At 68.5% G+C, this 25,014-nt stretch carries 19 protein-coding genes; 11 read left to right on the forward strand and 8 right to left on the reverse strand.

Annotated features, from left to right (window positions below; translation table 11 throughout):
* Positions 1-13: 13 nt before the first annotated feature.
* The 5 genes from FA743_RS11530 to FA743_RS11550 form a co-directional block, all read right to left on the reverse strand.
* Positions 14-877 (reverse strand): MurR/RpiR family transcriptional regulator, encoded by an 864-nt coding sequence (locus FA743_RS11530; RefSeq protein ID WP_136886252.1) that lies wholly within the window; start codon positions 875-877, stop codon positions 14-16.
* A 10-nt stretch (positions 878-887) separates the two neighbouring features.
* Positions 888-1,847, reverse strand: a complete 960-nt coding sequence (locus FA743_RS11535; RefSeq protein WP_136886253.1) for an ABC transporter permease — start codon at positions 1,845-1,847, stop codon at positions 888-890.
* Positions 1,844-3,382: a sugar ABC transporter ATP-binding protein gene (locus tag FA743_RS11540; protein ID WP_136886254.1), complete on the reverse strand. Its 1,539-nt coding sequence runs from the start codon at positions 3,380-3,382 to the stop codon at positions 1,844-1,846. Before FA743_RS11540 ends, FA743_RS11535 begins: the two co-directional genes overlap by 4 nt.
* A 118-nt stretch (positions 3,383-3,500) precedes the next feature.
* Complete coding sequence (locus FA743_RS11545) at positions 3,501-4,547, reverse strand: sugar ABC transporter substrate-binding protein (RefSeq protein WP_136886255.1); 1,047 nt, start codon at positions 4,545-4,547, stop codon at positions 3,501-3,503.
* Between the two features lie 42 nt (positions 4,548-4,589).
* Positions 4,590-5,567, reverse strand: coding sequence for a sugar phosphate isomerase/epimerase family protein (locus tag FA743_RS11550; RefSeq protein ID WP_136886256.1), 978 nt, complete (start codon positions 5,565-5,567; stop codon positions 4,590-4,592).
* A gap of 221 nt (positions 5,568-5,788) precedes the next feature.
* Between FA743_RS11550 and FA743_RS11555 the strand changes: the two genes are divergently transcribed.
* The 8 genes from FA743_RS11555 (at position 5,789) to FA743_RS11585 (ending at position 13,326) form a co-directional block, all read left to right on the forward strand.
* Positions 5,789-6,832, forward strand: a complete 1,044-nt coding sequence (locus FA743_RS11555; protein WP_169308862.1) for a glycosyltransferase 61 family protein — start codon at positions 5,789-5,791, stop codon at positions 6,830-6,832.
* A gap of 149 nt (positions 6,833-6,981) precedes the next feature.
* Complete coding sequence (locus FA743_RS11560) at positions 6,982-7,635, forward strand: DUF1007 family protein (RefSeq protein ID WP_136886258.1); 654 nt, start codon at positions 6,982-6,984, stop codon at positions 7,633-7,635.
* A gap of 75 nt (positions 7,636-7,710) precedes the next feature.
* A complete protein-coding gene (locus FA743_RS20460; protein ID WP_211242249.1) occupies positions 7,711-8,013 on the forward strand; it encodes a metalloregulator ArsR/SmtB family transcription factor in 303 nt (100 codons plus the stop codon).
* 23 nt (positions 8,014-8,036) lie between these two features.
* On the forward strand, positions 8,037-8,396 hold the full coding sequence (locus FA743_RS20465; protein WP_211242250.1) for a hypothetical protein: 360 nt from the start codon (positions 8,037-8,039) through the stop codon (positions 8,394-8,396).
* A 126-nt stretch (positions 8,397-8,522) separates the two neighbouring features.
* Positions 8,523-9,323, forward strand: coding sequence for an ATP-binding cassette domain-containing protein (locus FA743_RS11570; protein ID WP_211242251.1), 801 nt, complete (start codon positions 8,523-8,525; stop codon positions 9,321-9,323).
* A complete protein-coding gene (locus tag FA743_RS11575) occupies positions 9,320-10,114 on the forward strand; it encodes an ABC transporter ATP-binding protein (RefSeq protein ID WP_136886259.1) in 795 nt (264 codons plus the stop codon). Before FA743_RS11570 ends, FA743_RS11575 begins: the two co-directional genes overlap by 4 nt.
* Positions 10,115-10,132: 18 nt before the next feature.
* Positions 10,133-11,593 carry an ABC transporter substrate-binding protein gene (locus tag FA743_RS11580; RefSeq protein WP_136886260.1) on the forward strand — a complete coding sequence of 487 codons (1,461 nt, stop codon included), beginning with the start codon at positions 10,133-10,135 and terminating at the stop codon, positions 11,591-11,593.
* Complete coding sequence (locus FA743_RS11585) at positions 11,593-13,326, forward strand: ABC transporter permease subunit (protein WP_136886261.1); 1,734 nt, start codon at positions 11,593-11,595, stop codon at positions 13,324-13,326. The genes FA743_RS11580 and FA743_RS11585 overlap by 1 nt, the downstream gene beginning before the upstream one ends.
* A 34-nt stretch (positions 13,327-13,360) precedes the next feature.
* On the opposite strand, the gene FA743_RS11590 is transcribed toward FA743_RS11585, so the two are convergent.
* A complete protein-coding gene (locus FA743_RS11590; protein WP_136886262.1) occupies positions 13,361-14,584 on the reverse strand; it encodes a sensor histidine kinase in 1,224 nt (407 codons plus the stop codon).
* Between the two features lie 231 nt (positions 14,585-14,815).
* Here FA743_RS11590 and FA743_RS11595 point away from each other — a divergent pair, with 231 nt between their 5' ends.
* From FA743_RS11595 to FA743_RS11605, 3 genes are all read left to right on the forward strand, one after another.
* Positions 14,816-16,330, forward strand: a complete 1,515-nt coding sequence (locus FA743_RS11595) for a sensor histidine kinase (protein WP_136886263.1) — start codon at positions 14,816-14,818, stop codon at positions 16,328-16,330.
* Complete coding sequence (locus FA743_RS11600; protein ID WP_136886264.1) at positions 16,327-16,674, forward strand: response regulator; 348 nt, start codon at positions 16,327-16,329, stop codon at positions 16,672-16,674. Before FA743_RS11595 ends, FA743_RS11600 begins: the two co-directional genes overlap by 4 nt.
* 280 nt (positions 16,675-16,954) lie before the next feature.
* Positions 16,955-21,025, forward strand: coding sequence for a PA14 domain-containing protein (locus FA743_RS11605; RefSeq protein ID WP_136886265.1), 4,071 nt, complete (start codon positions 16,955-16,957; stop codon positions 21,023-21,025).
* Positions 21,026-21,120: 95 nt separating this feature from the next.
* Here the strand turns inward: FA743_RS11605 and FA743_RS11610 are convergent, their stop codons facing one another.
* The gene (locus tag FA743_RS11610) at positions 21,121-24,378 is read right to left on the reverse strand and encodes an autotransporter domain-containing protein (RefSeq protein ID WP_136886266.1); all 3,258 of its coding nucleotides are present in this window, start codon (positions 24,376-24,378) and stop codon (positions 21,121-21,123) included.
* Between the two features lie 183 nt (positions 24,379-24,561).
* Positions 24,562-24,897, reverse strand: coding sequence for a phage tail assembly chaperone (locus FA743_RS11615; RefSeq protein ID WP_136886267.1), 336 nt, complete (start codon positions 24,895-24,897; stop codon positions 24,562-24,564).
* Between the last annotated feature and the right edge of the window lie 117 nt (positions 24,898-25,014).

Below are 25,014 nucleotides of genomic sequence, written 5' to 3' on the forward strand. Positions count from 1 at the left end.
AGGGGGGTCCTGTTCAGCGGCGGCGCTTGGTCTCGACCGCGTTGCGGGTGCGGGCCAGCTGCGCCTCGGACCGGTCAAGGTCCCGCTGCGCGACGGCCACGAAGATGGCGTCCATGATGTTCAGCTGCGCGATCCGCGCGGCGGCGTTCTCGCCCAGCAGGGGCGATCCCTGCGCGGTCGAACACAGCGCGATGTCGGCCAGTTCGGACAGGGGAGAGGTGGAATAGTTCGTGATGGCGATCACCCGCGCGCCCTGTTGGCGGGCCAGTCGGGCGGCCTCGATCACGTTCGACGTGGTGCCCGAATGGCTGAAGGCCACGGCCACGTCCTCGGGGCCCAAGAGCGAGGCCGACATCAGCATCATGTGCGGATCGTCCTGCACGCCCGCCCGCAGCCCGATGCGCAGGAACTTGTGCGCCACGTCGCGGGCGATCTGGGCCGATCCGCCGACACCGTAGAAATCGCGCTGCTTCGCGCCATGCAGCAGATCGGCGGCCCGGTCGAAGGCTGCGACGTCCAGGATCGACATCGTCTCCTCCAGCGCCTGCATCGAGGTCTGGAACACCTTGCGGATGATGTCGGCAGAACTGTCGTCGGGCGAGATCTCGCTGTGCAGCGAGGCCACGTCGGTCTGGCGATAGACGACCAGCGCCTCGCGAAAGTCCCGAAAGCCGGCAAAGCCCAGCTTCTTGGCGATCTTGACGACCATCGCATCCGACACGCCCGCATCGTCCGAGACCTGCCGCAGGGGCGTGGTCGCACAGAGGTCGAGACGCCCGGTGATCGTGTCCACGACCCGCGCCTCCAGCGGCGTCAGAAACGGCATCTGCATCCGGATCTGCGCGCCGATGCGGCGTGGATCGTGACGTCCTATCATGAAGTGCCCCTTATGCCCTGCCGCGCGTGGCCCGGTCGATCAGCATCGCGACAAGGATGATGATACCCGTGGCCAGCAGCTGATAGAAGGCCTGCACGTTCATCAGCGTCAAACCGTTCCTCAGCCCGCCCAGGATCACCGCCCCCATCAGCGTGCCGATGACCGAGCCCTTGCCGCCCATCAGCGAGGCGCCCCCGATGGCGGCCGCCGCGATCGCGTCCAGCTCCCACAGGTTGCCCATGGTCGGATCGGCGGCGCCCAAGCGGCCGGTCAGGATCAGCGCCGCCACGGCGGCCAGACCGCCCGACAGCACATAAACGGTGATCTTGGTGCGCGCGACGGGAACGCCCGCGATCCGCGCGGCCTCGGGGTTTCCGCCGACGGCCAGGATGTATTCGCCAAGCGGGCTGCGGTTCAGCACCACCCACAGGATGCCGGCGATGATCGCCACGATGATGACCGGCACCGGCACGCCGAAGACCAGCCCGTTGATCGCGGCGCGGAACTCGGGCGGGATGCCGAAGATCGGGTTGCCGCCGGTGAAGATCAGTGCCAGCGCGCGATACAGCGACAGCCCGCCAAGCGTGACGATGAAGGGCTGCAGCCCGGCCAGCGCCACCAGCGAGCCGTTGAACAGCCCGCAGGCCATGCCGGTGGCGATCGCCCCCATGACGGCCAGCGGAATGGGCACGCCGGCGATCATCAGCGTGGCGCCCACGATGGCCGAGACGGCGGCGGTCGGACCCACCGACAGGTCGATCCCGCCCGAGATGATGACGAAGGTCATCCCCAGGGCGATGCAGGCGTTGATCGAGGATTGCTGCAGGATGTTGATCAGGTTCGGCGCGGTCAGGAACACCGGGTTCAGCACCGCGAAGACGGCAAAGATCAGCACGAGGCCGAAGAACGTGCCCGCATCGCGCAGATTGATGCGGGGGCCGCTGCGGGTGGGCAGGGAGGTATCGGTCATGAACGGGCCTCGACGGGCTGGGGCGCGGGAACCGGGCCCTTGGATTTGGGGATGGCATTGGCCACGATGGCATCTTCCGAAATCTGGTCGGCATCGAGGATGGCCGCGATGCGGCCCTCGCGCATGACCATGACCCGGTCGGACAGGCGGATGATCTCGGGCAGTTCCGAACTGACGACGATGATCGACTTGCCCGATTGCGCCAGCTGGGCGATCAGGTCGTAGATCTCGGACTTGGCGCCGACATCGATGCCGCGGGTGGGCTCGTCGAACAGCAGGATGTCCACATCCGCCGCCAGCCAGCGCCCGATGATGGCCTTCTGCTGGTTGCCGCCCGAAAACGTGCCGATGGCGCGGGACACGTCCGGCGGGCGCATCCCCATCTTCTTCATCAGCGCGGTCGATTCCGCATGCAGCGCGCGGCGCCGCACCAGTCCGAAGCGGGTGAACCGCCCCATGCAAGGTAGCGCGATGTTCGACGAGACGGGCCGCTCGCGCACGATGCCGTCCTTCTTGCGCTCCTCGGGGACCAGCCCGATTCCGGCACGGATGGCGCTGCGGGGGGTGCGCAGATCGACGGGCTTGCCGTTCAGTGTGACGCTGCCGGTCCTGGCGCGGTCGATGCCCGCGATCAGGCGCAGCAGTTCCGTGCGGCCCGATCCGACCAGACCGGCCAGCCCCAGCACCTCGCCCTTGTGCAGCGTGAACCCGGCCTCGCGGATCAGCGCGCCGTCCGACAGGTTCTCGACCTGCATCACGACCTCGGGCCGGGCATGGGTGACGTGGCGTTCATGAGTGATGTCGCGGCCGACCATCTTGGCGATGACCTGATCCTCGGTGATCTGCTCCAGATCCACCGTGTCGATGAAGCGCCCGTCGCGCAGGATCGTGGCACGGTCGCAGACGCGGAACACCTCGTCCATCTTGTGGCTGACATAGATGATCGACTTGCCCTGTGCGGCCAGCTTGGCGATCAGTGCCGCCAGGCTTTCGAATTCGGACGGTGTCAACGACGAGGTCGGCTCGTCCATCGCGATGATCTTCGCATCGTCCAGCAGGGCGCGGGCGATCTCGACGATCTGCTGCTGGGCGACCTTCAGCGTGTGAATCGGTGCGCGCGGATTGATGCGCGGGTCCAGATCGGCCAGGATCTGACGGGCGCGGCGTTCCTGCGCCCGGCGATCGACCAGAAGGCCCCCCGCGCGGGTCAGGGGCCGTCCCAGGAACAGGTTCTGCGCCACGCTCAGCTGCGGGATATGCTGCAATTCCTGGTGGATCATCGCGATCCCGGCGGCGCGGGCATCGGCGGGCCGGGTCAGCGTGACCGGCTGGCCGTCGATGATGATCTGGCCTTCGGTCGCCTGCAGCACAGCCGAGAGGATGTTCAGCATGGTCGATTTGCCGGCGCCGTTCTCGCCCAGCAGGCCGTGGACCTCGCCGGGGCGGACGTCGAAGCTGACATTGTCGAGGGCGCGGATGCCGGGAAAGGATTTGCTGACGCCGACCAGCGACAGCCGACTTGCGGAAGGGGTCATGTCACGACTTTCATGGGGCCCGCCATCGCGGGAGGGGGAGGGCGCCCCGGATCCGGGGCGCCTTCCGACCGGTCGGTCAGATCCGTGCGATCAGGAAAGCCCGGACCCGGGAACCGGATCACTCGGCCAGCAGCATCTCGCGCAGGGCATCGGTCTCCTCGACCGAATACTCCTCGACGTTGTCGGCGGTGATCAGCGCCTGCGGGGTGGCGACCACGCGGGGCAGCTCCTGCCCGCCGATCAGGCGCAGCACGACCTCCATCGCGACCTCGCCGGTCAGGACGGGGAAGCTGTCGACGGTACCGGTCAGGTCGCCCGCCCGGATCGACGCATAGGCGTCCGAGATGCCGTCCGTGCCGAAGACTGAGACCTGATCCTGCAGGTTCGCCGATTTCACCGCCTCGACCACGCCAAGCGCCATGCCGTCATTGTTGGCATAGAACCCGATCAGGTCGGGATGCTGCTGCAGGATCGTCGAGGCCGCGTCATAGGCGGTCTCGCGGCTCCAGTTGGCGGGCACGCTGGCCACGACCTCGAAACCCTCGGCCTCGGTGATGGTGGTGGTGAAGCCGTCCGTGCGCTGGCCTGCGGCGAAGACGCCGGGCTGGCCCTCGATCACCGCGACCTTGCCGCCCTCGGGGGCATTGTCGATGAACCATTGCGCCACGCGCACGCCGTTGTCACGCTGCACGTTGCCGACGTAATGCGTGGCCGAGGGGATCACCGCGTCATTGACGTTCACGACGACGATGCCCTGCGCCTGCGCGGTTTCCACGGCCGGCTGCAGGTTGTTGTCGGTCTGGGGCGAGACCAGCAGCCCCTTGTAGCCCTGCAGGATCATGTTCTCGGCAATCGACAGTTGGCCCAGCTGGTCGCCCTCGGACGGGGCCGCCTGATAGGCGAAGCCCACGCCATTTGCCTCGGCCAGGTTCTGATAGCCCTGGCCGAGCGAGCGCCAGTATTCGTTGGTCAGCGTCTTCGAGACGCCGCCGACCTGCGTGCCCTCGGCGGGGGCGGGCATCTCGCCGAACTGCTCGGTCAGCTGGGACCAGTCCATGCGGTCGGCCTCGGTGTCCGAGTTGAGCGGCGCCAGATCCTGCGCGAAGGCCGCACCGGCAAAGGCCGTCACGGCGCTAGCCATCAGAAACGACTTGATCGTGATCATCTTGGGTCTCCTCCCTTTACGATAATCTAAACTTTTGTGAAGTCAGGCCCCGGCCATGATCCGCGCCACGGCGCGCTGGCTGAGGGGCGAGTTCTGCGTGGCGATGGCCTCGTGCAGGGCATTGTCGCCCGCCACGCGCTCGGCCATCTTCATGAACCGTTCCACCGCCTCGATATTGGTGCGGCATTCCTCGACCGGGTCGATCCCCGAGGCGTCGGGGAAGGTGTCGAAATAGATCACCCCGTCATAGCCGTCGCGGGTGATCTGCCACAGCAGCTCCAGCGTCGCCTGCGGATGCACGCTGCCCACCATCAGACCGTCGTCGCGCTTGGCGTAACCGTCGTTCAGATGGACGCCCAGCAGCCGCGACTTGCGCGCGATCAGGGTCGCGGCAAAGGCCGGCATCTCGTCGGCATAAAGCACATGGGCGAAGTCCAGCGTGACCCCGGTATTGGCGCAGCCCGTCTCGGCGATCGCCAGGAGCGTGGTCGCCGCGTCGGGCAGCAGCGCATAGGAGCGCGGCTCGTTCGCCTTGTATTCGATCGAGATCATGCAACCCGGCGCATGTTCCGCCACCTCGCGGATGCCGCCGACCTCGTCGTCCCACATGCGGCCGTAATCGCCCTGGAAGCTGTAGTCGAAGCCGTCCTGGCCCAGCCACAGGGTCATCAGCGGCGCGTCCATCTCCAGCGCGGCATCGATGCCGCGCTTGGTCAGGTCGATCGCCTCCTGCCGCACGGCGCGGTCGGGATTGGTGAAGGCGCCCAGCTTGAAGGCCGGGTTGGTGTAATAGCGCATCGCCAGCCCGTTCACCTGCAGGCCCAGATCGTTGACCCGTGCCCGCACGGTGCGCGGCGCCTCGGCCACATGGTCGGGGAAGTTCAGATCGACATGGGTCAGCCCCGGCACACCGGCCGCACGGGCGACCATCATCTCCAGCGTCGGCTTGCCCTTGTGATCGGGCCAGGCGCGGTCGGCCTGGGCGGCGAATGAGTTGAGCCGTGTCGCGAATCTGGTCATCTGAAATCCTCCGTTACTTCACGGATAGTACAATAGTTGTGAAGCTGTCAAGTGACGGATGCATCCCGGCTGCGCGGCAGGATCGCTGGCGGGCGCTGCGGGGACGGATGCCGAACCGCGCCCGGCCTGCGCCCCCGCGGGCGCCAGACCCCGGCAGAAAGACAGGTGTCCCGGACCCAGGCCCGTCGCTATCTTGCGGCTTTTTGCAGCCAGGATCGCCGATGACACTTCTTCCGCTTGCCTATCGCGTCCGCAAACGCATGGGGCTGTCCCGCCGGCTTCAGGATGCCGCCTCGGAGATCCACGTCCTGGCCCCCGAAGAGCGGAACCGACGCCGTGCGGCGATCAGCCTGCCGGCGCAGCTGGACCGGATCCGGGCGGTCCAGTCCGACACCTCGCTGGCCTATGAACAGGCGCGCCTGTCCGCCGACGAGATCAGCCACACGCCGACCCGCGCCTTCCTGCTGAAGGATGCGTGGTACATCGACGGTGTCGTCTTCGCAGGCCACGCGCGCGAGCCGCAAGTGCCAGAGCGCGAATCCCTGATCTCGCTCGAACGGACGACCCATCTGGACAGGGCCGCGTTTTCGTCCTCGCTCGTCGGCTCGCAATATTTCGGCCATCATGTCGTCGATGACAGCGCCACGGCGCTTCTGGCCAGCCAGTTCGGTCCGGTCTTCCGGGCGCCGGCCCGGGCCGTCCGGTCCTGGCCCCATGCCGCCGGCTATCGGCACCGATTGGGCATCGATGCGCCGGAACTGGCCAAGGCCCGCATCGCCGAGGCCTGGGTCTTTGAGGACTGGGGCATGACCGGGCACCGCCGCGACCGTCTGGTCAAGCTGCGCAAGACGCTGCGGGACGCGCCGGGGCCGCGTCGGGGCCATGGCGTCTTCCTGCGCCGGCGCGGCAGCGGCGCCGCGCGCCTGCTGGCCAACGAACCGCAGATCGAGGAGAGGCTGGCGGGCCTCGGCTTCGACATCGTCGATCCGACCCATGATTCCCTCGACAGCATCCTGGCCAGATGCCGCGATGCCCGCGTCGTCGTCGGGGTCGAGGGCAGCGCTCTGGCGCATGGGTTCCTGGGCTGCGCGCCGGATGCCACCTTTCTGGTCCTCCAGCATCCCTACCGCTTCAACAATGTCTGGAAGGATTTCACCGACGCCCTGGGCATGCGCTATGCCTATCTGGTGGGCGAGGGGCAGCGGGACTCGTTCCGCATCCCTCCCGACGAGCTCTGTGCGACGCTCGACCTGCTGGCGGCGTGACGGAAGGGCGGCGTGAACGGCCAGGCGCCCGATTCCGCCGCCCGAAGCGCCGCGTTTCGTCATTGGTCCCCCGCAGGCCAGCGTGATAGCTTCTCGCAGATCTCGCGCGGCGATCCGCCGGCGACCCTCTGGAACGGGAGGATGCCTGAATGCCGCGTCCGGGCCGCCTTGCCGCCATCCTGATCGGCGCCCTGCTGCCCGCTGCGGCGCTGGCCCATCCGCATGTCTTCATCGATGTCTCGCTGACCCTGCGCTATGACGCGCAGGGCCGGCTGTCCGCCGTGGACGAGGCCTGGGCCTATGACGAGCTCTATTCGCTTCTGATGCTGTCCGAGACGGGGGCGGGGGACAGCCTCGGCCTTCCGCAGTTGCAGGCGTGGGACGCTCTGGACGCCAACTGGGACCCCCTGAACGGCGGCCGGCTGGAGCTGCAGACCGCCGGCGGGCGGATCGCCTCGGACCCGCCGCGCCCCCTCTCGACCCGGCTGGAGGGGAACCGGATGGTGTCCCGGCGCAGCCACACCCTGCCGGGGCCGATCGCCGGAGAAGTGCCGACCGCGATCCGGATCTATGATCCGACCTTCTACGTGGCCTTCAGCCTGCCCTCGCAGGTGGTCATCCAGGGCCGGGCCGATTGCCAGGTGACGCGGCAGTCGGGGAACGTGCAGGCGCAGACCGATGCCTATGCCAGCGCGCTGCGCGATGCGCTGGCACGCGAGCTGGGGCGGACCTCCTCGGACGATGTGCAGGTCCAGATCGGCGCGGTGGGCGCCGCGTCCCTGGAGGTTCGCTGCGGCGGGTGACCTGTCGCCAAGAAATTCTGCGCCCCACGCTGCAGGGGCTTGCCTCCATCATTCCATTGATCTATGGATTGATGCATGAATAACATTCACCTCGCCGACAGGAACGTGGACGCCGCGGCGGTGATGTTCGCCGCCCTGTCCGAACCCAACCGCCTGCGGCTTCTGCTGCGGCTGGCGGCGGGCGGGGCCTCGGTCACCGACCTGGCGGCGATGAGCAACGAGAAGCTGACCACCGTCTCGGCTCGGCTGGCGGTGCTGCACGCGGCCCGGCTGGTCGCCCGGCGGCGCGAGGGCAAGTCGATCCTCTACTCGCTGGCCGACCACCATGTGCTGACCATGGTGACGAACGCGATCGATCACGCCTGCGAAGACCACTGACAGACCCCAGAAGGACAAGACCCATGCATGATGGCTGCACCATCCACCCGAACCATCCCCACCAGCACGGCCCCGAGTGCGGCCATACCGCGATCCGCCATCGCGACCATGTGGATTACCTGCATGACGGCCACCTGCATCATCCCCATCAGGATCATGTGGACGAGCATGTGATCGAGGTCAGTGCGGCCAACCCCGCGACCTGCACCGACGGCGCGGGCTGCACCGGCCACGACGCGGATCACGTCCACGGCCCCGATTGCGGCCACGAGGCCGTCCCGCATGGCGATCATGTCGACTATCTGGTCGATGGCCGCCTGCACCACTTGCATGGCGACCATTGCGACGATCACGGCCCGGTCGAGGTCCTCTCTGCCGCCTGATCCGGGCGCCTTCCGGGCATCTGCCGGACCGCCCCCGGGGTGGTCCGGCATTTCGTCGGCTCGACCAATTGACCATTCCGATATGTTATCCTATCACTCACGCAACGAACCGCGTGGTGTTGTCTGGTGTCCTCCTCTGTTCCGATCCTCTCCGTCGACCGCCTGTGCATCACCATGGGCGGGCAGCGATTGCTGGACGCGATCACCTTCGACATCCGCCGGGGCGAACGCGTGGGGCTGCTGGGCCAGTCCGGCTCGGGCAAGTCGCTGACCGCCAGCGCGGCCCTGGGTCTGGCCCCGCGCGAGGCGCGGCTGACCGGCCGGATCCGCCTGAACGGCCTCGATGTCACCACCACCCATGTGCTGTCCCGGCCCCGTCAGGCACGGGCGGCAATGGTCACGCAGGACACGCAGGCGGCGCTGAACCCGCTGACCACCATCGGCTATCAGATGGAACAGCCCCTGCGCCGCCGGGGCCTGTCGCGCCGCGCCGCGCAGGACGAGGCGCGGGTGCTGCTCGACCGCGTCGGCCTGCCCGACCCCGACCAGATGCTGCGGCGCTGCTCGCCCGAGCTGTCGGGCGGCCAGCGCCAGCGGGTCTGCATCGCGATGGCGCTGGCCGCCGACGCGCCCCTGATCGTCGCGGACGAGCCGACCACGGCGCTGGACGTGATCACGCAGGCGCAGGTGCTGCGCGTGCTGGATCAGGTGACCCGCGCGCCCGGCGGGCCGGGGCTGCTGTTCATCACCCATGACCTGCATGCCGCCGCCCACTTGTGCGACCGCGCGCTGGTGATCGAGGGCGGGCGCATTATCGAGGACGGCCCCATGGCGCAGCTGCTGGCCGCGCCCGAAACCGATTACGCCCGCCTGCTGGTCGCGGCGGCAGAGCGCTGCGGCATCCACTGTCAGGCGGTGCACGGATGACGGCGGACCCCTATCTGTCGATGCGCCATGTCAGCCTGGGCTATGACCTGCCGCGCAGCCCCTGGCAGCGGCGGGTGCGCAAGCCGATCATCCGCGATGTCTCGGTCGATCTGGAACGCGGGCAACGGGTGGCGCTGGTGGGCATGTCGGGCTCGGGCAAGACCAGCCTGCTGCGCTGCCTGCTGGCGATCGAGACCCCGGATCAGGGCGACATCACCTGCGATTGCCGGGCGGTGCGCGCGGGCTCGGTCGCGGGGCTGCGCTGGTATCGCCGCGCGGTGCAATACGTCCCGCAGGACCCGGTGTCGTCCCTGGACCCGCGCATGACCGTGGCGCAGCTGGTGACCGAGCCGCTGCTGCGCCTGCATGTCGATTGCGACCACACCCGCCGTGCCGAGGAGGCGCTGGAGAAGGTGGGCCTCGACCACCGCTTTCTGACGCGGCGCCCCGGCCAGCTGTCGGGCGGGCAGGCGCAGCGCGTGGCCATCGCCCGCGCCGTCGCCACGCGCCCCGCCTATCTGCTGACGGACGAGCCGGTCAGCGGGCTGGACCTGCCGATTCGCGAACAGGTGGTGGGCGTGCTGCGCGCCCTGTCCGAGGCGCAGGGCACCGGCATCCTGATGGTCACGCATGACCTGACCGTGGTCGCCGATCTGTGCCAGCGCACGCTGGTCATGGACGAGGGTGCCATCGTCGAGGACCGCCCGACGCAGGACCTGCTGACCACCCCCCACCATGCCCGGACCCGCGCGCTGATCGCCGCCGTGCCGCCCCTTTCCGCACTTGCCTGACCTCACAAGGATGATGACATGACCCCGACCTTTCTCGGCGCGCTTGCGCTTGGCCTGACGCTGGCGGGCACGGCGATCGCGCAGGACGATCCGCGCCTCCATGTCGCGATGCTGCAGCCGCCACGCTCGGGGCTGAACCCGCTGACCGACGATGCCTTCAAGCTGTCGCGCTGGAGCACCGCCGAGACGCTGATCCGGCTGGATGCGGCGGGCGAGCCGCAGCCCTTCCTGGCCACCGCATGGGACCGTGTGGACGACCTGACCTGGCGCTTCACCATCCGCCCGGGCGTGATGTTCCATGACGGCACCCAACTGACGGCGGAGCGTGTCGCGGCCTCGCTGACGGCGGCGACGATGGCGGTGCCAAAGCCGCGCATTCTCGACGGGGTCGAGATGACGGTCGAGGTCGACGGCGACGCGGTCATCCTGCGGACCGCGACCGGCGATCCGCTGGTGCCCAATCGCCTGTCCAGCCCGCAGCTGGCGATCCTGGCCGAGGCCGCCTATGGCGCGGACGGGCGCGTCACCCCCACCCGTGCTGGCACCGGGCCCTTCGTGCTGACCCAGATCAACGGCGTGACCAGCGCCGCGCTGGACCGCTTCGACGATTACTGGGGCGAGCATGCCAAGCTGTCGGGCATCGATGCGGATTATGTGGGCGACGGCACCGCCCGCGCCGCCGCCCTGCGCACCGGCACCGCCCATGTGGTCGAGGCCGTGCCCGTCAGCCAAGCGGCGCTGGTCGATCCGGACCTGATCCACGAGGTGCCGATGCCGCGCACCAACACCCTCTATCTGAACACCGAAAAGGGCCCGCTGGCCGATCCGGCCCTGCGCGCCGCCGTGCGCGAGGCCATCGACCGGGACCGCATCGTGCGCACCGTCTATGAGGGCCGGGCCGATGTCGCGCGCGGCCTTCTGGGCCCGGCGCTGCCCTGGGCGGACGGGCTGCGCACCGAGGTCGCGCGCACTGCCGCCGCCGTTCCCGACGGCACCCCCATCACCTTGGCCACCTTCAGCGACCGCGCCGAGCTGCCCGAGGTCGCCGTGCTGGCCGCCCAGGCCCTGACCGCCGCCGGCTTCACCGTCGAGCAGGAGGTCCGCGAATACGCCCATATCGAGGCTGACGCCCTGTCGGGGGCCTTCGACATCTTCATCCTGTCCCGCGCCACCGTGCTGGATTCGGGCGATCCGGTCGCCTACATGTTCAGCGATTTCGCCTGCGAGGGCTCGTTCAACATCGCGCAGCTCTGCGATCCCGCGGTGGATGCGGCGCTGGCCGCTGCCGCCGCCGCGACCCCCGGCGAGGATCGCCGCCGCGCCATCATCGACGCCGAGGCCGCGATCCTGTCCACCGATGCCGCCGTGCCGATGCTGCACGAGCGGGTCATCCAGGGCGAGGCCGCCGGCGTCTCGGGCGTGGAACGCGACCCGCGCGAGCGCGTGCTGATCACCGAACACACGACGCTTTTGCCGTAATGCGCCGCCCCTCGCGCCTGGTCCCCGCGCTGTCGCGTGGGGTGACGCTGGCGGCGGTGATGCTGCTGGTCGGGCTGCTGCCCTGGATCTCGGGGCGCGATCCGGCGCTCAGCATCCTGCGCGCCCGGTCGGGCGAACAGGAGGCCACCCCCGAGGCGCTGGAGGTGATCCGCGCGCAGCTGGGGCTGGGGCTGGGTCCGGTCAGCCATCTGCAGACCTGGCTTTCGGGCGTGGTGCAGGGCGATTTCGGCACCTCGTGGATCTCGGGCGCGCCGGTCCTGCCCGGCATGCTGGGCGCGCTGCGCGTGTCGCTGACGCTGATGGCGGTGGCCTTCGCGGTCGCCGCCGTGCTGGCGGGCATCCTCTGCGTGATGACCATGCGCAAGGGGCTGCGCGGGGGCGACCCGCGCTCGGCCGGGGCGATCCCGGCGGCGCTGACGGCGATGCCCGAATTCATGCTGTCTTCGCTGTTTCTGGTGGTCTTCTCGGTCTGGCTGGGCTGGCTGCCGCCCTATGGCTGGACGACGCCCGCCCATGTGGTGCTGCCCGCCCTCGCGCTTGGCCTGCCCGCCGGCGGGCTTCTGGGCCGGCTGCTGGCGGACGGGCTGTCCGCCACCTTCACCGAGCGCTGGATCGCCACCTGGGCCGTGGCGGGCTTCACCCGCCGCCAGATCGGCCTGGCGGTCCTGCGCCGCACCCTGCCCAGCCTGATGCCGCAGATCGGCATGATCGTCGTCGGCATGACCGGCGGCGCCATCGCGGTCGAGCAGGTCTTTGCCATCCCGGGCCTTGGCCGCGCGACCCTGGGGGCGGCCTCGGCGCAGGACCTTCCGGCGCTGCAGGCGGGCATCCTGATCCTGCTGCTGAATGCCATCGTCATCGGCATGATCGCCAACCTGATCCGGGTGGCTTTGCTGGGCCGCGCGCTGCATCTGGGCGCGCTGCCCGTCCCGCAGATCGCCCAGCACAGGACCCGCCGCCGCGCCTGGATCCTGCCCTGCGCGGTGCTGGGGGTGCTGGTGCTGCTGGTTCTGGCGGGCCTGCCGCGCGATCCCTTCGCCTCGGACCATCTGCGGCTGCAGGGACCCGGCCTGGCGCTGCCCCTGGGGGCGGACGGGCTGGGGCGTGACGTGCTGGCCCGGGTGGCGCATGGCGCGGTCTCGACCGTGGGGATGGCGGTGATCGTCACGGCCATCGCGCTGGTCATTGGTCTGGGAATGGGGCTGATGCCGCGTCTGGCCGTGGGCCCGACCGAGATCACCAAGGCCACCCCGCCGGTCATCGCGGGCCTTGTCGTCGCCGCCGCCATGGGCCCCAGTGCCCAGGGCGCGCTGATCGCGGTGACGGCGGTGGCCTGGGCGCCGCTGGCCGCCCATACCGCCGCCCTCGTCAGCGAGGTCCGCGCCCAGCCCCATGTGCAGATCGCCCCGATCCTCGGGGTGGGGCCGGTCCGCCTGATCGTCCGCTCGATCCTGCCGGCGGTGGCGGGGCCGGTCCTGCGCCATGCGATGCTGCGCCTGCCGGGCGTGGCGCTGGCGCTGGCGGCCCTGGGGTTCCTGGGCCTCGGCCCCCGTCCCCCCGCCCCCGAATGGGGCCTGATCCTGGCCGAGGGCATGCCCTATGTCGAGCGCGCCCCCTGGGCCGTGCTGACCCCGGTCATGGCTTTGGCGCTGATGTCGGTGCTGGGCGTGGCGCTGGCCTCGATGGGGCCGGTCTGGCGGTCTCGCCGCTGACGCGGGGGAGGGGGCATTTCCCCCGCCTCTGGCCCTAGGCGCCCGCCTTCCGCTGCATCGCGAAATCCAGCGTGAATCGCGTGCCCGGGCGCAGGTCCTGCCAGTCGATCCGCCCGCGCAGCTGGTGGCTGAGGCCCAGGATCAGCGTCATCCCCAGACTGTCCGAGGCCTCGGCATCGAAACCGGGCGGCAGGCCCCGGCCCTGATCCGAGACCGTCAGCCGCAGCCGCCCCGGCGCGCCCGGCGCGATCGCGACCTGCACATCGCCCTCGCCCGACGGGTAGGCGTATTTGAGCGCGTTCGTCACCAGCTCGTTCACCAGAAGCGCCAGCGGCACCGCCTGATCGGTCGCGATCGACACCGGGGCGAAGTCGCAGCTGAGCGTCTGACCGGGATGCGCCGTCGCGCGGATCTGCTGGGCGATCTCGCCCATGAAATCGGCCAGCGTGACGCTGTCGACCTCGTCGGCACGCCACAGCCGGTCATGGACCTGCGCGATCGCCGTGACCCGGGCCACGGCATCGTCCAGCGCCTTTTCCAAGGCCGGGTCCGACGAGGTCCGCTTCTGCATGCTCAGCAGCCCGGCCACCATCGCCAGGCTGTTCTTGACCCGGTGGCTGATCTCGCGCCGCAGCACCTCCTGATGCGCCAGCGCCTCGCGCAACCGGGCTTCGCTGGTCCGCAGGGCATCCTCGCCCTGATGCCGCTCGATCGCCACGCCCAGAAGGTTGGCAAATCCCTGCAGGAAGGCCAGATCGGCCTGGGTGAACCGCCCCTCGGTCGGACTGTCCACCTCCAGCACGCCATAGCGACCGCCATCACCCTGGATCAGCACGTTGATCGCGCGCCGGATGCCATGTTCGGCCAGCAGGCGGGGGGTCCGGAACCGGGTTTCCTGGTCCAGATGATTCGAGATGACCGGCGTGCCCGTCTGAAAGGCATAGCCGGTCGGGCTTTCCAGGTCGGCGCCGATGCGGGCGTGGCCGACAAGGCCGGGTCTCCAGCCCACGCCCTCGCGCAGGATGAAGCTTCCTTCGTCGGGCAGATATTCCATCACCTTGCAGAAGCGGCTGTGCAGGCCCTCGGCACAGACCCGCGTGGCCTCCAGCAGCAGGGCGCCGAGGTCGTGGGTCCGCAGCGCATAGGCCCCGTATTCGGCCGCCAGCTGCTGCTGGCGAAGCCGGTAGGTCAGTTCCTCGGCTGCACTGTCCTCCGTCTCCGGAGGCACGGCCGCGGGGTCCACATGGTGCTTGCTCATGGTTTCGCTTCTCTTGGGTCGTGATGGCGTGCCGGGGGACCGGCGCCGCCATGTGTTTTATCCCGAACTGTATAGGCTAACAGCAGCCAGACCGCGAGAAAAGTCTGGCCACACCCGCGACCGTCCGTGCGGCGCCGATGCGATCCGGTGTTGAAATGCGGGGGTCGGACGTGGTGTGATGGACTGTGCAGGACCGCCCCTGCAACCTGAAGCTGAACAAAGGACCGCCGCATGACCCATGCCGATCCGGGCGCGACCCCTGCCGGTCCCGCCTTCCTGTCCGGAGGCGGCGAGATGGGCACGCTGGTGCGCGATTTCGACTGGTCCGGCACGGCCCTGGGACCGATCGAGCGCTGGCCCGCCATCCTCAAGATAACCGTCGGGATCGTGCTGCGCTCGCCGGTGGCGATGGCGCTGCTCTGGGGCGAAGACGGCATCCTGATCTACAACGATGCCTATGCCGGGTTCTCGCGCGATCGCCATCCCGGGCTTCTGGGCATGCAGGTCCGGCAGGCATGGCCGGAAGCGGCAAGCCTCAGCGACAAGGCCATGAGGGTCGGACTTGCCGGCGGCACCCTGTCCCTGAAGGATCAGCCTCTGACCCTGACCCTGAACGGACGACCGAGGGCGGTCTGGGTGGATCTGGATTACGCCCCGGTCCTGGACGAGCATGGGACATCGGTGGGCGTCCTCGCCGTGATGGTCGAGACCACCGACCGGGTCGAGGCCGAACAGCAGAGACGCGTCGAGACCGAGCGGCTGCAGCAGCTGTTCGCGCAGGCCCCGGGCTTCATGGCCATGCTCAGCGGGCCCGACCATGTCTTCGATCTGGTCAATCCTGCCTATGAACAGCTGATCGGGCATCGCAAGGCCGTGGGAAAACCGGTGCGCGAGGCGCTTCCCGAAGTGGTCGGCCAGGGGTTCATCGACACCCTGAGCCACGTGTTCGACAGCGGGCAGACCTATACCGGCCAAGCCATCCGGATCAACCTTCAACGCAGCCCCGATGGCCCCGTCGAAGAGCGCTTCGTCGACTTCGTCTACCAGCCTTTGCTGGGGGCCGACGGCACGGTGTCGGGCATCTTCGTCGAGGGCCATGACGTGACCGACCGCGTGCGGGGCGAGGCGCATCTGCGCCTGCTGATGAACGAGCTGAACCACCGGCTGAAGAACACCCTCGCCACGGTCCAGGCCATCATCCGGCAGACGCTGCAGGGCACGGACGAGATGCGCGACGCCCGCGAGGCCTTGGCCGCGCGCGTCGCGGCGCTGTCGCGGGCGCAGGATCTGCTGACGAAGCGCAACTGGCAGGGCTCGAACATCCGCGATGTCGCCACCGCCGCCATCGCCCCCGATCCTGATGGCGCGGACCGGCGCATCCGGCTTGTCGGCCCGCCTCTGGCCCTCAACCCGCGGGCCGCCGTCTCGCTGTCCCTTGCCCTGCACGAGCTGGCGACCAATGCCGCGCAGCACGGCGCCCTCTGTGCGGATGGGGGGCGGATCGACATCACATGGTCGCAGACCGGGAACCCCGAACCCCGCCTGAACCTTGAGTGGCGGGAATACGGGGGGCCGCCGGTAGTGGCGCCGTCGCACAAGGGATTTGGAACGAAATTGATCGAGCGCGGCCTGGCCATGGAATTCGACGCCAGGATCAGCCTGGACTATCCGCCCGAAGGCTTCGCGTTCCGATTCTCGGCCGCGATGGCCGCGCTAGCGGACCGCCCCGAAGTCGCCCCTGCATGACGGCCGTCCGGGTTCTGGTCGTCGAGGACGAGATGATGATCGCCATGGACATGGACGACATGCTGGTCGAAATGGGTTTCGAGGTCGTCGGCCCCGCAGCCTGGCTCGATCGGGGCATGGAGCTGGCCCGGCAGGAGAGCTTCGATCTGGCCGTGCTCGACGTGAACCTGGCGGGCGAGACCTCGTTTCCGATCGCCGAGATCCTGCGCGACCGGGGCATCCCCTTTCTCTTTGCGACCGGGTACGGGGCTGCCGGGCTAACCGAGACCTATGCCGGCACCACCACGCTGCAAAAGCCGGTGGAGTTTTCCCAGCTCAAGGCCGCGATCGCCAGCCTGCGATAGACTGCGGGCTTACCCCTCCGGGCAGATCGGACGTGCCCCCCGGGACTGCGCGGACGTGCGTCGCCGCGTCATTTTCTCCCCGCTGCAAAAAGATTTTAGCGCGGACTCAACCTATGGTTGTGCTTCTCTTTAACACATGCTTAACCCATCCAAGGGTAAGGTTCTCACCAGTCGCTTCGTGTCATTCGTTCTGCTTTCCCCTTGTGGACTGTCGATGGCGACAACGGCTTTGGACCCTTGCGATCGCATCGCGCGATGCAGGGAGCAGACGGAGAACAGCGTGACCCTTTCAGCCTCTTCCAACATCTTCACCATCGGCCACAGCCTTGTGGGCCTCGAACTTCCGCACATGATGAACAGCATGGGGCGCGGGGGTGTTACCGATTACCAGATCATCATCGGCGCCCCCCTGCGCGTGAACTGGCAAAGCTCGGGCGCCGATTTCGCCCAAGGCAAGGACGCCCGCAAGGCGCTTGCGACCGGGACCTATGATGCGGTCATCATGACCGAGGCGATCCCGCTGGAGACCAACCTGAAATGGTCAGGGACCGTCGAGCATGCGCTGCGGTTCGCCAATCTGGCCCTTTCCGCCAATCCCGATGTCCAGACCTATGTCTACGAGACCTGGCACGGCTTCGACTTTCACAAGGGCAACCTGAGGGACTGGCGTGCGGGGCTGGATAGCTTCCGGCCGAAATGGGAAAGCATCCTCGACGGCGTGAACGCGGGCCTGCCGGCGGATGCCAAGCCGATGTTGATGATCCCCGCCGGTCAGGCGATGGCGAATCTCTATGACGCGATCGCGGCGGGCCAGATCCCCGGCGTGACCTCGATCCGGCAGTTCTTCACCGATGACATCCACCTGAACCTCAACGGGAATTACTTCGTCACGATGGTCCATCAGGCGACACTCTATGGCGAGAACCCCGACGATCTGCCGGAACGCACCTCCAGCCCCTGGGGACCCTATCCGGCCGTGAACCCGAAGCTTGCGGACGCCTTGCAGAAGGTCGCATGGGAGACGGTGAACGAGTACGACCGCGACGGCGTCAACGACAATGGCGCGACCCCGGGCCCGGTGACCCCGCCGCCGGTGGACCCCACCCCTGTGGATCCGAAACCCGCCGAGCCCGCCCCGGTCGATCCGAAACCTGTGGATCCCAAGCCGGTCGATCCCAAGCCCGTTGATCCCAAGCCGGTGGACCCGAAACCCGTTGATCCCAAGCCGGTGGACCCGAAACCCGTCGATCCCAAGCCGGTCGATCCCAAGCCCGCCGATCCCAAGCCGGTCGATCCACCCCCGGCCGAGCCCGGTTCCGAGGTTGCAGGCTGGCAGGCCACCTATTGGGCGCTGCCCTCCGGGGCCACCAATATCCGGACGGTGGATTTCTCGGCCCGGCCGACGGCCTCCGCCGTTCTGGACAAGGTCCAGTTCTGGACCGAGGGCAGCCTGTGGAAGGGCGGTCCGGTCAATCATTTCGCCGCGAAGTTCGAGGGCGATCTGGAGATCAAGAAGGCCGGGGATTACCGCTTCACCATCGGCGTCGACGATGCCGCGCGGCTCTATGTGGACGGCAAGCTGGTCTGGGAGCGCAGCGACAACGGCGCCTACAGGTCCGGCGAGGTGACGGTCAAGCTGGGCGCGGGATCGCATGACATCGAATTCCGCTATCTCGAGGTGAACGGCACCTCTGCGGCCGACATCCAGTACAGCGGCCCGGACACCTCGGGCAAAAGAATGGTGCTGGGCAAGGATGTCATCTCGCATGGCACCGAGCCGGCGCAGCCGGTCCCCGTCGATCCCGCGCCCGTCACGCCTAAGCCCGTCGATCCGAAGCCGGTCGATCCGAAGCCCGTGGATCCGAAGCCTGTCGATCCCGCTCCTGTGGATCCCGACCCGGAAACGCCCGTCAGGCCCGCCCCGCCGGTCCCCTCCGACGGATCCAGCCTGACCAACCCGTCCATGGGGGTGGGCCTGGGCGGGGTCAGCGACTGGTCGACCCAGATGCCCTTCCTCGACGTCTTCAAAAGCGCGCGTCCCTGGACCGGCCATCTGGAGGGTCGGTGGGGCGGCGCCACCGCGCAGCAGATCGAGGCGGTGTCGGACGCGAACGGCTATCTGACCAAGCTGCCGCCCGGCGTCACGCATGTCAGCGCCCTGTTCCTGACCGAGATGCCGGCCGAGATGACCTCGGTCGCGGGAACCTACCGGATCACCTATGACGGGCAGGGCGAGATCCGCGTCTCGGGCGGCACCAACCTGCGCTATGGCGATGGCGAGATCTGGTTCGACTATGTGCCGCGCGGCAGCAATCTGGTCAGCATCGACATCCACCGGATCACCGGCAGCGACCACATCCGCAATATCTCGGTGGTCCACGAGAAGAACATCCCCGCCTTCGAATCGGGCAAGGTCTTCAACCCGGACTGGATCGAGATGATCGACGACATGCGCTCACTGCGCTTCATGGACTGGCAGAGCACGAACAACTCGGACGTCGCCTCCTGGGCCGACCGGGCGCAGATGACGGACGCCACCTGGAGCACCGATGCCGGTGTCCCGCTGGAGGTCATGGTCCAGCTTGCCAACGAGACCGGAACCGATCCCTGGTTCAACATCCCGCATCTGGCAAGCCAGGATTACATCCGGAAATTCGTCAGCTATGTGAAGGAGAACCTCGATCCCGACCTCAAGCCCTTCTTCGAATATTCGAACGAGGTCTGGAACTTCCAGTTCGATCAGGCGCAATGGGCCCATCAGCAGGGCCAGAAGCTGTGGCCGGGCCAGGGCGATGCCTGGGTGCAGTTCTACGGGATGAAAGCCGCCGAGATGGCCCGGATCGTCGATCAGGTCTATGGCCCGAACGTCAACGATCTGGTCAACAAGGTGATCGCGACCCATACCGGCTGGCAGGGGCTCGAGAAAAGCATCCTCGATGCCCCGAACGCGGTCGCGGACGGTGCGCCGAAACCGGCGCCGCTGTTCAACGACTATGCGATCACCGGCTATTTCGACGGCAGTCTGGGGCGCGAGAAGGGCGCGACCGTCCTGAACTGGATCGCCAGCTCCGAGGCGGGCGCGCTGACCGAGGGCCGCGCCCAGGGCCTGTCGGGCGGGCAGCTGACCGCCTATGTCCAGGACCACAAATACGACCGCGCCATCGATCTGGCCGTCAAGGAACTGCGCGACGGCTCGGTCACCGGCAACCCGGACGGATCGATCGCGGCCCTGATCAAGACCTTCGCCTATCACAAGAAGGTCGCGGATGCCCATGATCTGGATCTGGTGATGTACGAGGGCGGCACCCATGTCGTGGGCGTCGGCCAGTGGAGCAACAACAAGGTCCTTGCCAACTTCTTCAACGCCCTGAACCAGTCCGACCATATGGGCGGCCTCTATCAGGAGCTGATGGAGGGCTGGAAGGCCGCGGGGGGCACGCTCTTCAATGCCTTCGTGGATGTCGGCCGGCACGGATCCTACGGATCCTGGGGGGCCCTGCAGCATCTGGACGACGAGTCCGAGCGGTGGGATGCCATCCTGGACTTCAACCGGGCAAACCCGGGCTGGTGGGAAAGCCGGGACAGCGGCGATTTCATCGGCACCGGAGAGGCGGACCCGGTCGTGGTGCCCCCCGCCCACCCCGTGGTGGTCCCCCCCGTGGTGGCCCCGCCCGCAGGCGCGATTGTGGGCAACGCCTCGGACAACATCCTCTCGGGGACGGGCAGGGATGACAAGATGTACGGCTTTGCCGGCAACGACACCTTCTATGGCAGGGGGGGCGCCGACGAGATGCATGGCGGCCTCGGCAATGACGCCTATTTCGTGAACCAGGTCGGCGACCGGACCATCGAGAGGGCGGGCGAGGGCTATGACAGCGTCCATGCATCGCTCGACTGGACCCTGGCCCCGAACATCGAGGCGCTGGTCCTGCGGGGTGCCGCCGATATCGACGGGACCGGCAATGCCCTGAACAACCGCATCGGCGGGAGTGGCGGCGCCAACACGCTGTCGGGGCTGGCCGGGAATGACGATCTGCGCGGGCATGGGGGCAACGACCTGCTGCTGGGCGGAACCGGGAACGACACGCTGTCGGGCGGCTATGGCCAGGATACGCTGGACGGCGGCCCCGGAGATGACGTCTATCTGGGCGGCGGGGGGCGGGATCTCTTCATCTTCCGCTCGGGCAAGGATGTCGTGCAGGACTTTCAGATCGGCATCGACACGGCCGAGCTGGTCGGCGGCGGAAGGCTGGTCTGGCAGGACAGCAGCAAGGGCCTTGTCCTGAAGCACGATCAGGGAACGGTGACCTTCGCGGGTCTGGACATGGAGGATGTCAGCTTCATCTTCTGAGGCTCACGCCCGGGGGCGCCAGCACTGTCCGGCGCCCCGGGGCACCTGTCTGACACGGGTTCGGGGCCGCGTGCCCCGGACCCGTGCGCCGCCGCTCAGAAGAGCAGCGTGAAATCGGCCGTCAGGCTGTTGGCGGACATGTCGCCCGACACCTGCCCCTGATAGCCCATCCCAAGACGGCCGTTGCGACCCACGGCCATGTCGAGGCCCACAGACAGCGCGGCAGCATTGCGCCCGATCGGCGCGCCCGAGACCAGGAAGGCCCCGCCACCCGACAGGCTCATCTGGCGCTCTGCGGTCTGATCGCCGAAGGCGTGCTGCCAGCTGGCGGCCACGGTCCAGCCCAGATCCCGCGCTGCGTCCTCGCCCAGATCGCCCGATGCCCGCAGCCCGAGCGTGGCGAAGCTGGCCTTCTCCGTGCTGTCCTCCGAGGTCAGCGCCGCCGCGCCACCGCGCTCGGCGAACCCGTCCGTGGACAGGACCGCATGGGTCAGCCCGGCATAGGGCGCCAGCCGGATCCCGTCACGCGGGGTCAGCGCATAGCTGGCCTCCGCATAGACCTGGGTCAGATCGGCGTCATAGGCGGCGCGCAGCTGGTCGGTGAAGCTGTCCACCGCGACCTCGCGCCGGGAGTCCAGCTGGTTGCGGCTGTAGGCCAGCCCGGCCTTCAGCGACAGCGCGCCCATCTGCGACGCGCCATGCAGGCCCAGATGATAGCTGTCCGCCTCGATGCGTCCGGTGCCGCGACCGGTGTCGATCCGGCCCTGACCCACGCCCGCGACGAAGCCCACGCGCGCATCCTCGCCCACCGGTCCGTCCGCGCCGAACATCAGCCCCGTCGCCGAGGCCTCGACGCCCGCCGCATTGCCGTCCCCGTCAAGCTCGGCGCGCGATCCGGTGGCCTGAACCCAGGCCCCCGTCTGCTCCGCATGCAGCCGCGCGAACACGCCCGCGCCCAGGCTGCGCGACTGGCTCAGCAGCAGCGCCCCGGCGCTGGCATGATCCTCGCCCGAGATCCGGTCGAACGCCTGCCGGGCCCCGGCCTCGTCCGAGAAGAGGACCGCGTTGTACAGCGCCAGGCTGTCCGTGCCGGCGCCCTGGTCCAGCAGATCCAGCGCAGAGGCGGTGGCGCGCTGATTGTCGGTCTCCGCCGCCTCGGCAAAGGCGCGCGCGCCTCTGGTCGACAGGCGCAGCGTCACGTCGGAAGGCCCGTAGATCAGCCGCGAGGCGATGAAATCCGAGCCGATCGACAGGTCGGCGAACCGCCCCTCGACCGCCTCGGCCTCGATCAGGCGATAGCTCTGGCCCTGACGGTAGCTGGCGGTCCGGTCCAGCGTGGTGACCGCGACGCTGGCCCCTGCCACGCGGGCCGTGCCGGCGACTTCGACGCGGTCGGCACGCCCGTCGCCGTCGATCTCGGCCCGAAGGACCGCGCCGGGGGCCAGGGTCAGGTCCCCCGCGACCTTGAGCGTGCCGATCGACATGCCGGGCAACAGCTGCGCGCCCGAGGACAGCACGGTGCTGCCCACGGTCCCGTCGCCGCCCAGGGTGCCACCGGCGCCGACGTCCAGCCTGCCGCCAAGCGTGCCGGTCACCGACAGGCGCCCGCCCTCGACCGTGGTGCGGCCCGTGAAGCCTGCGCCGTCGCCCGCATAGGACAGCGTGCCGGTGCCGCGCTTGTCGAACCGGCCCGCGCCGGTCAGGTCGTTGGCCATCGTGCTGTCGACCAGCGTGTTGACCCCCAGATGACCCGAGGCCCCGACCGCGATGGCGCCGGTCCCGAAGGCCTGCCCGTTCGTGCCCACCAGCATCCCGTCCCGGACGCGGGTGCCGCCGGCATAGCTGTTCAGGCCGGTCAGCATCAGCGTGCCGGTGCCGGTCTTGGTCAGCCCGCCCGGACCGCCGATGTCGTTGTTCCAGGCATCGAAGGCATGAAACCCGTCCAGATCGCGGTCCATCGCCACCGTCACATCCTGCAGGAAGGCCCCATAGCCGTCGGCGGCGGCGAAGAGGTTCATCCGCCCATAGCCCTCCTCATCGTTCATGACCGGCAACCCGCCGGGCAGGGCGGTGGTGGCCAGCACGGCGCGGCGCTGGTCGGCGGTCAGGTAGGGCATCCGCGTGGCCAGCAGGATCTCGGCGCCCTGCGGCACATGCACCGGCCCGTCGGTGGCCGCGATCGGCGCGAAGCCATAGGTCATGCGCTCGGCCACATAGGCGGCATTCGCCGCACGGCTGGCAAAGCGGTCGGTCGTCAGATCGCCCGCATGGGCCGCGACATAGAGATCGGTGGCCGTGGTGCTGTCGGTCTCGTTGCGCAGCCAGGCTTGCGCCTGATCGAAGGCCGCGTCGCGCTGCGTCTGCCAGGCATAATCCGCGTCGCCGTCCTGCCGGTTCAGGTTGTAGACGGCCGAGGCGGTGCCCAGCATCCGCCCGCCGATCACGTCCAGCGGCGAATGCATGCCCGCCACGATGCGGCTGTCGCCCAGAGAGACGGCCCGGGTGATCATCTCCTGAAAGCGCTGCGGGACCAGATAGGCGAGGGCCAGCGAATCGCGCCAGGCCTCGGCGGTGTGGCCGCTCGGAAAGCCGCCATCGGTGCCGGGCGAGTCGCTTTTCGCGGGCTCCAGTTCCGGGACCACGGCCACGTCGCCCGACCAGCGCCAAGGGCGGGCATATTTGAAGTAGCGCTTGCCGGGCTCGGTCGAGGCGCTCCAGCCCATGCGGTTCACCAACTCGACCGCCAGCCCCAGATCGTCATTGCCGTCGGCAGCCGAGATCCCGTTGTTGTTGCCCTCGTCGTCGAACCGGATCTCGCGGGCCTCGGCGGGCATGTCCAGGATGGTCGTGACCTGTCCGCTGCCGCGCATCCAGGCCTCCTGCAGCGGGCCCAGCCCGGTCACCACGCTGTAGCCCTTGGCGCGGCGGTCATCCAGATAGGCATCGCGCGCCTCGGCGGCGGTACGGGTGCGGGTGATCCGTTCGACATGGCCGATATTGTGGTTATGGACCGCCTGGTCGAGAATGCGGCCATCGGTGGGGCTGCCCGCCAGGCCGTCCCAGTCACTGGGGGTGACGCCGGGAAAGCCGAAGCCGGGCGCGACGGTGTTGTCCGCATCGACGAAGGGCGTGCGCGGCTCCCAGATGTCCAGGAAACCGTCCAACAGCCGGACGCCGGCATTTGTCTCGCGGGTCAGATAGCGAGGGTCGCCCCGCTCGTTGGTAAAGCCCGTTTCCATGAACGAGGGAACGTCGCGGTTCAGATAGGCCTCTTGGGCGAGAAGGGTTGCCGGGCAGGCCGTCACCAGCGCAAGTGCTGTCGACAGGCGAAGGGTCGTTCTTGTATAGGACACGCGAAAGTCTTTCGTTCTGAAGTCTTTGTTGATCCGCCCTTGGGGAAAAAAGCCCCCCCGGGGCAGAGCGTTGCCGCTAACAGCAGGCGATGACGCTGCCGTGACAAAGACGTTCAGATCAGAAAATGTCGGAAAACCGTCACGCGGCCGGGCGCGTCAGGCGCGCCGGTCCTTCACGAGGGTTCAGTGCATCCGATAGCTGCCGGAGGCGCAGGGCAGGCCGATCCTCGGCATGTCCTGCGCCTGTTCGGCCATCCGGCGCGCGGTGTGATGCAGCCAGACGCCGTCCATCGCCATGATGATCGCCGCCTGATGCGTCGGGATAAGCCGACGATTGTCATCGGCCCAGGCCTCGATGGCCTCCCAGCTGATCGGGTTCGGGCCGTGATGATGCCAGGACCGCGACCGGGACAGCAGCATGAAGACGTCCAGGATCTCCTGCCCCGCGATCGGGATGCGGACCTGCTGTCCTGCCAGAAGGCTTTCCAGCGTCGTGCAGAGGGCTTTCTCGAGGGTCATCATTCGGTCTCCGTGAGAAAGAGAAAGGAGAGCCGCAGACGCCCCATATCTGCCGGGCCGCCCCGCGCGGGACTGCGACCGGCCGGGGCGACCCCTGAACCGCGCGTATCGGGAAAA

This window comes from Paracoccus gahaiensis (assembly GCF_005048225.1).
Taxonomy (GTDB): Bacteria; Pseudomonadota; Alphaproteobacteria; order Rhodobacterales; family Rhodobacteraceae; genus Paracoccus; species Paracoccus gahaiensis.

Bases quoted from the DNA above. Each gene is read 5' to 3' on its own strand.
- FA743_RS11580 (WP_136886260.1), top strand. From the start codon at position 10,133: ATGACCCCGACCTTTCTCGGCGCGCTTGCGCTTGGCCTGACGCTGGCG.
- FA743_RS11545 (WP_136886255.1), bottom strand. From the start codon at position 4,547: ATGATCACGATCAAGTCGTTTCTGATGGCTAGCGCCGTGACGGCCTTT.
- FA743_RS20465 (WP_211242250.1), top strand. From the start codon at position 8,037: ATGCATGATGGCTGCACCATCCACCCGAACCATCCCCACCAGCACGGC.
- FA743_RS11575 (WP_136886259.1), top strand. From the start codon at position 9,320: ATGACGGCGGACCCCTATCTGTCGATGCGCCATGTCAGCCTGGGCTAT.
- FA743_RS11555 (WP_169308862.1), top strand. From the start codon at position 5,789: ATGACACTTCTTCCGCTTGCCTATCGCGTCCGCAAACGCATGGGGCTG.
- FA743_RS11560 (WP_136886258.1), top strand. From the start codon at position 6,982: ATGCCGCGTCCGGGCCGCCTTGCCGCCATCCTGATCGGCGCCCTGCTG.
- FA743_RS11590 (WP_136886262.1), bottom strand. From the start codon at position 14,584: ATGAGCAAGCACCATGTGGACCCCGCGGCCGTGCCTCCGGAGACGGAG.
- FA743_RS20460 (WP_211242249.1), top strand. From the start codon at position 7,711: ATGAATAACATTCACCTCGCCGACAGGAACGTGGACGCCGCGGCGGTG.
- FA743_RS11550 (WP_136886256.1), bottom strand. From the start codon at position 5,567: ATGACCAGATTCGCGACACGGCTCAACTCATTCGCCGCCCAGGCCGAC.
- FA743_RS11600 (WP_136886264.1), top strand. From the start codon at position 16,327: ATGACGGCCGTCCGGGTTCTGGTCGTCGAGGACGAGATGATGATCGCC.
- FA743_RS11585 (WP_136886261.1), top strand. From the start codon at position 11,593: ATGCGCCGCCCCTCGCGCCTGGTCCCCGCGCTGTCGCGTGGGGTGACG.
- FA743_RS11535 (WP_136886253.1), bottom strand. From the start codon at position 1,847: ATGACCGATACCTCCCTGCCCACCCGCAGCGGCCCCCGCATCAATCTG.
- FA743_RS11530 (WP_136886252.1), bottom strand. From the start codon at position 877: ATGATAGGACGTCACGATCCACGCCGCATCGGCGCGCAGATCCGGATG.
- FA743_RS11540 (WP_136886254.1), bottom strand. From the start codon at position 3,382: ATGACCCCTTCCGCAAGTCGGCTGTCGCTGGTCGGCGTCAGCAAATCC.
- FA743_RS11615 (WP_136886267.1), bottom strand. From the start codon at position 24,897: ATGACCCTCGAGAAAGCCCTCTGCACGACGCTGGAAAGCCTTCTGGCA.
- FA743_RS11595 (WP_136886263.1), top strand. From the start codon at position 14,816: ATGACCCATGCCGATCCGGGCGCGACCCCTGCCGGTCCCGCCTTCCTG.